Raw genomic sequence first — 6000 nt, forward strand, 5'->3', positions numbered from 1 at the left:
CACCCCATGAATGTTGTGAAGCAGGTATTCGGGACGGATTTCCGTCAGTTCACGATGGTGTTCGCCCTCGTGGCGCTCCTCCTCGGGTTCCACATCGCCTCCGGGGGCAGCATGCTCACCCCCGGGAACATGCAGAACCTCATCGCCGGCAACGCCTACGTGCTGATCCTCGCGATCGGCATGGTGATGGTGATCGTCATCGGCCATATCGACCTGTCGGTCGGCTCGGTCGCCGGGTTCGTCGGCATGTGCGTCGCCCTGACGGCGCGCGATCTCAGCTTCCCCTGGTGGGCGGCGCTGCTGGTCGGCCTCGTCGTCGGCGCGGCGATCGGCGCCTGGCACGGATTCTGGCTCGCGAAGATCGGGATCCCCGGCTTCATCACCACCCTCGCCGGCATGATGATCTTCCGCGGCGGCGTCATCTGGATCAGCGGGTCCGTCAGCGTGCCCGTGCCGCCGGAGCTGAACGTGCTGGGCGCCGGCTACCTCCCCGAGTGGGGCCCCGCGTTCACGAACATGAACAACTCGACGCTGCTGCTGGGCCTGGTCGCGATCGCTCTCTACGCGGTCAGCCAGATCACCACCTACCGCCGCCGCGTCGCCGACGGGGAGACCGAGCTGAGCCTCGCCGTCGTCGTGGTGCGCATCGTGCTGGTCGGCGCCGTCATCGGCTACGTGACCTACCTGTTCGGCACCGGCCGCCCCGGCACCTCCTTCCCGGTGCCCGGCGTGATCCTGGTGGTGCTCGTGATCGTCTACCACGTGCTCACCCAGCGCACGACCTTCGGCCGGCACATCTACGCCGTCGGCGGCAACAAGCAGGCCGCGGCCCTCTCCGGCGTGAACGTCAACAAGGTGTACTTCCTGGTCATGATGAACATGTCGTTCCTCGCGGCGCTCGCAGGCATCCTGTTCGTCGCCCGCGCGACCTCCGCCGGCCCCACCGACGGCAACATGTGGGAGCTCGACGCGATCGCGGCCGTGTTCATCGGCGGCGCCGCCGTCTCCGGCGGCATCGGCACCGTCACCGCCACCATGATCGGCGGCCTCGTCATGGCGACCCTGAACTCGGGCCTGTTCCTCATGGGCGTGGGACAGGACAAGACCCAGGTCATCAAGGGCCTCGTGCTCCTCGCCGCGGTCGCCTTCGACGTCTACAACAAGCAGCAGGGCCGCCCCTCCATCACGGGGCGCCTGTTCGGCGACCGCACCAAGGCGGAGAGCAGCACGGACACCGTGAAGATCGCTCCCTCCCCCGCGAGCCCGGCCCCGGCCTCGGCCGACGGCTGAGCCCGGCCCCTCTCTACCCCCTCCACCCCAACCCGGGGCCCGACGACGGACCCCGCCCCCTCAAGGAGATCCCATGAAGCGCAGGACGTTCACCCTCGGCAGCATCGCCGCGGCCGGCACCCTCTTCCTCGCCGCCTGCGGCGGCGGACGCACCGCCACCGAGACCGGTACCGACGCCGCGGCAGGCTTCGACGCCGACGCCACGATCGGCGTGGCGCTCCCCTGGCTCGGCACCCAGAACTGGGCCGAGGCGCAGGAGATGTTCCAGACTCAGCTGGAGGAGGCGGGCTACTCCGCCCTCATCCAGGCGGCGGACAACAAGGTGCCTCAGCAGCAGCAGCAGATCGAGGCGATGGTGCAGAAGGGCGTGAAGGCGATCGTCGTCGGCCCCATCGACGGCACCCAGCTGGGCAGCGCCCTGACGTCGGCGAAGGACGCCGGCGTGCGGATCATCGGCTACGACCGCCTCATCGAGAACACCGATGCGGTCGACGCGATCGTGCAGTTCGGCTCGATCCGCACCGGCGAGCTGCAGGGCCAGTCCCTCCTCGACGGCCTCGCCGAGCGCAAGGGCGACGGCCCCTACAACATCGAGCTGTTCGGCGGCGGCCCCGCCGACCCCAACGCCCCGAACTTCTTCGAGGGCGCCATGTCGGTGCTGCAGCCGAAGATCGACGACGGCACCCTCGTGGTCGTCTCCGGCCAGACCGACTTCCAGCAGGCCGCGACCCAGGACTGGGACAACGGCAAGGCGCAGACCCGCATGGACTCGATCCTCGCCGCGAACTACTCCGACAAGCAGATCGACGGGGTCCTCTCCCCCAACGACGGCATCGCCCGCGCGATCATCACCTCGTGCAAGGCCGCCGGCCAGGACGTCCCGGTCGTCGACGGCCTGGATGCCGAGACCGAGTCGATCATCTCGATCTGGGCCGGGGAGCAGTACTCCACCGTCCACAAGCCCACCAAGGACATGGTCGCCAAGACCATCGAGCTCATCAACGCCTACCAGAAGGGCGAGGAGCCGGCCGCGGCCGAGGAGACCGAGAACAACGGTGTGATCGATGTGCCGATCTACGCCCTCGACCCGGTGGTCGTGACGAAGGAGAATGCGAAGGAGGTCTTCGCGGACGATCCTGACCGCCTGGCCCTCCTGGACGGCTGATCCGCCCTCCAGCATCGTCCTGAGGACGGCGTCCCCCGGGGCGCGGCGTCCTGGAGACGGCCCCGCAGTCCGCACGGCTGCGGGGCCGTCGCCTGTCGAGAGGAGAACGGGTGGCGAGGAAGCGCCCGACCATGAAGGACGTCGCCGCGCGCGCCGGCGTCGGCTTCAAGACGGTCTCGCGAGTGGTCAACGGCGAACCGGGAGTCTCCGAGAAGACCGCGGAGAAGGTGCGCCGCGCCGCCGACGAGCTCCACTATCACCGCGACATGATCGCCGGGAACCTGCGCCGCGCCGAGGGCCGCACCGACAGCCTCGGCCTGCTGCTGGCGAGCGTGGGCAACGAGTTCGACGCGGTGATGAACCGGGCCGTCGAGGACACCGCCCAGGAGCACCGGATCAGCGTGTTCACGGCGAGCACCGACGAGGACCCGGAGCGGGAGCGGCAGCTCGCGCTCGGGCTCCTCTCCCGCCGCGTCGACGGGCTCGTGCTCATGCCCTCCCCCGGCGACCTCTCCTCCCTGCAGTCCGAGATCGACTTCGGCACCCCGATCGTGGCCGTGGACCGTCCGGCGCAGGGGATCGACGTGGACACCGTCATGTCCGACAACGTCGGCGGAGCCCGGGACGCGGTCGCGCACCTGATCGCCCACGGGCACCGCCGCGCGGCGGTGCTCACGCACCTGGCGCCCCTGCCCACCACCGTCGAGCGCATCGCCGGGGCCCGCGCGGCCTGGGAGTCCGCCGGGCTCCCCGCGGAGGACCTCCGGATCATCACCGACCTCACCGACGACGAGGCGACCGCCCGGGCCGTCCTCGGCCTGCTCGACGGGGAGGCGCCGCCGACGGCCGTGTTCGCGGCCCGCAACCGGCTCGCCACCGGCACGGTGCGCGCCCTCCAGCAGCGCGGCCTGCAGCATCAGGTCGCCGTCGTCGGCTTCGACGACTTCGAGCATGCCGACCTCTTCGACCCCTCCGTCACCGTGGTCGGGCAGGACCCCGCGCGGCTCGGGCGACTCGCCGCCGAACGGCTCATCGCCCGGCTCGAGGACCCGACGCTGCCGGTCGAGGTGCAGGTCATCGCGACGCAGCTGATATTGCGGCGGTCGTGCGGGTGTGAGGGGTGAGGGGGTGAGCGGGCGCGGGGTGTGAGTGGCATGGGCTATGCTCGCGCCCAGGTTCACGAGTTGCAGCTGTCGGTACCTGGCCGGCTGCACGGCAACCCCCTCCATCGAGCGGGGTGCCCCAGGGGAAGAACCGGCCCGACGCAGACGCGTGACGGGCAAGTCGATGGATGCCCGCCGCTGCGGGCTCCGGGATGGAGATTCCCATGTCCCTGATCATGATCGATGCCGACGGCGTCGACGCCCTGCACCCCGACCACGGGTGGGGCGATGTGCCCGTCGCCGACCGTCCGCTGTGGTCCCGCTACATGGTCGACCACCTGCCGTGGTTCCCCGGTGCGGGCGCCATGTCCCTCATGGCCCCGGGGGTGATGAACGGCGGGACTCGCGCGCCGCAGGCCTGGAAGGACGCCGCTCGTGCGCTCCATGCCGCCGGCTTCACCCCGGCGGAGTACTACCTGCTGGCGGAGCTCCTCCGGAGCCGGATCAACATGCTGGATCCGGCCCGCCACGCGCTCCTGTTCGAGCAGTGGCCGACGGACGGGGAGCGGCGCCCGCGGACCTTCCGTCTGGCGCCGGAGCGGTGGGTGCCGTGGCTCGAGGAGGTCCGCGCCGGGGAGTCACCGCGCCGAGCGCTCGGCGAAATCCTCCGCGGCGAGCACGCGGGCCCGATGAGCTAGCTGTAGAGGGCGGCGTCGTCCGCACCGTTCGGGTGCGGACGACAGGCCTCCTTCAGACTCGCCCTTCGAGCTCAGATCTCGATCTCGCGTCCGTTCTCGGTGCGCAGCTGCAGCACGAAGCGGGAGCCGCGGCCCTCGCGGACCTGCGCGACGCCGTCGCCGAGGCCGAGCGCCTCGGTGGCCTTCTGCTGCGGGGCGGGGTTCACCTCGATGCGCTCGAAGGAGACCAGCTCGATCGTCGGCAGGTCACCGAGACCGGGATGCTCGGTGGTGCCCCAGTCGATGAGGAACGGCACCCCGTAGTTCCGCGGGGCCGCGGCCTGGGTGAGCCGCCAGGACAGCTCGGTCCCGTCGGCGGTGAGGCGGGAGAGGTCCTCGACGTCACCGGGATCGAAGCCCGCATCGCGCGCGACCTCGACAACCCGGTCGATGTTCTCCGGGTGCACCGCATAGGTGAGGAGCGTGGGCTTCCGCAGACGGTTGATGCTGAACGTCTTCGGCAGCTCGTCCTTGTCCTCGCGGTCCGGATCGGGGCCGATGAGCTCGATGTACTGGGGCCCGCGGGCGCCGTCGATGGTGAGCGCGACCAGCGCGTTCGCGGTGCCGCTGGGGTGAGCGCCGCCGGGCGCGGCGGTCACGCCGGTGAGCTCGCGGAACCACTCCACGGTCTCGGCGAGGTCGGGGCCGGCGATGACGATGTGGTCGAGCAGATGGGGGACGGGCATGGTGCTCCTTCGTGTGGGGTAAGGGCGTAAGGAACCAGGGTGCCATTCTCCCGACACGCGGCGCACCGACACGCTAGCCGAAGTTGGCTTGAACTCCGTTCCCTACCCATGAAGACGGCTCTAGGGGCAAACCCCGTCAAGGAGAAATGGTAGCCTCGTGCTGCGCAAACTAGTTCGCGAGCCACAGCTAGTTCGGGTCGAACGCGTTGAGATGACGGGCCACAAGACCAGACGGGCGGTCCTCTCGCAGAGCTCGTCGAAGTACTTGCGGAATGCCGACATGAGGGCTAAGTCCTTTCCCTGACTTCAGTCCCTCTACCGCCCCCAGGACAAATCAATGTGAGGATTGAACATAGTCGGAGCGGCGCCGGATTACACTCGTGGGACCCCTGGTCTAAGCGCCCGACGGCCACACCAAGCATATCCAGGTACGCTCAGTCGGCCGGCGCATCACCCTCGACGAGCCCTTCCGCCCAGGCGCGGGAGGGATCGTCCCGCTTCATCTCCCTAATGATCTCGTGTTCAGCCCTCGTCAGCTCACCTCGGAAGACTTCCCTGGCCCTCTCTGTTCGCGCGCGTTCTATGAGGACGACAAGGACCAAAGAATACGCAAACATGGCCGCGACGAGCCCGACCATCGCACGGAAGTAGGGGGAGTCAGACAGGAGCCACAGGCCGACTCCACCGGAGACCAAGGCCCCAATGTTAACGACGATGAAAGTTCCAATCCGGGACTTATGGCTCCGGCTGACCTGAACATCGATCATGACGTCCTGCGAAGCCATCGTTACAGAAGTCTCGAGATTGGCCACGGTCCGGAAGCCCATCTCCTGCGCAGACTCGCACAACGCCATCAGCCGTTCAAGGCGCTTTAGCCTTCGGTCAGCGGGGTTGAAGATGGCGGCAAGAGTTGCCAGCGCGCCGAGGCCCGCGCTGGCGATCACCCCGAGAGTCTGAAGAAGTGCTGGATTCATGCTTGGATCTTCGCACGCCGGACGGGCAAAATGGTTGCGGACCCT

6 protein-coding genes and 1 riboswitch are annotated in these 6000 nt (G+C 68.9%); of the genes, 4 read left to right on the forward strand and 2 right to left on the reverse strand.

The genetic code is table 11. The annotated features are described in order from the left end of the window. Nucleotides 1–6 precede the first annotated feature (6 nt). The 4 genes from ACXET9_RS03745 to ACXET9_RS03760 all read left to right on the forward strand — a co-directional run bounded on the left by ACXET9_RS03745 (nucleotide 7) and on the right by ACXET9_RS03760 (nucleotide 4256). Nucleotides 7–1290: a sugar ABC transporter permease gene (locus ACXET9_RS03745; RefSeq protein ID WP_457884938.1), complete on the forward strand. Its 1284-nt coding sequence runs from the start codon at nucleotides 7–9 to the stop codon at nucleotides 1288–1290. A gap of 73 nt (nucleotides 1291–1363) precedes the next feature. Then, nucleotides 1364–2455: a substrate-binding domain-containing protein gene (locus tag ACXET9_RS03750; RefSeq protein WP_457884940.1), complete on the forward strand. Its 1092-nt coding sequence runs from the start codon at nucleotides 1364–1366 to the stop codon at nucleotides 2453–2455. Between the two features lie 110 nt (nucleotides 2456–2565). After that, nucleotides 2566–3579: a LacI family DNA-binding transcriptional regulator gene (locus ACXET9_RS03755; protein ID WP_457884942.1), complete on the forward strand. Its 1014-nt coding sequence runs from the start codon at nucleotides 2566–2568 to the stop codon at nucleotides 3577–3579. Between the two features lie 51 nt (nucleotides 3580–3630). Next, nucleotides 3631–3747, forward strand: a riboswitch (SAM riboswitch). A gap of 35 nt (nucleotides 3748–3782) precedes the next feature. After that, nucleotides 3783–4256, forward strand: coding sequence for a hypothetical protein (locus tag ACXET9_RS03760; protein ID WP_457884944.1), 474 nt, complete (start codon nucleotides 3783–3785; stop codon nucleotides 4254–4256). A 71-nt stretch (nucleotides 4257–4327) separates the two neighbouring features. Here the strand turns inward: ACXET9_RS03760 and ACXET9_RS03765 are convergent, their stop codons facing one another. Beyond that, entirely contained in the window at nucleotides 4328–4981 is a 654-nt protein-coding gene (locus tag ACXET9_RS03765) for a VOC family protein (protein WP_457884946.1), read from the reverse strand. 434 nt (nucleotides 4982–5415) lie between these two features. After that, nucleotides 5416–6000 (reverse strand): hypothetical protein (locus tag ACXET9_RS03770; protein WP_457884948.1); only part of this gene is annotated, 585 nt, incomplete at its 5' end.

Source organism: Brachybacterium netajii (SeqCode), from assembly GCF_054114245.1.

Coding starts and splice junctions, on each gene's coding strand:
- ACXET9_RS03765 (WP_457884946.1), bottom strand. CDS start 4,981: ATGCCCGTCCCCCATCTGCTCGACCACATCGTCATCGCCGGCCCCGAC.
- ACXET9_RS03750 (WP_457884940.1), top strand. CDS start 1,364: ATGAAGCGCAGGACGTTCACCCTCGGCAGCATCGCCGCGGCCGGCACC.
- ACXET9_RS03745 (WP_457884938.1), top strand. CDS start 7: ATGAATGTTGTGAAGCAGGTATTCGGGACGGATTTCCGTCAGTTCACG.
- ACXET9_RS03760 (WP_457884944.1), top strand. CDS start 3,783: ATGTCCCTGATCATGATCGATGCCGACGGCGTCGACGCCCTGCACCCC.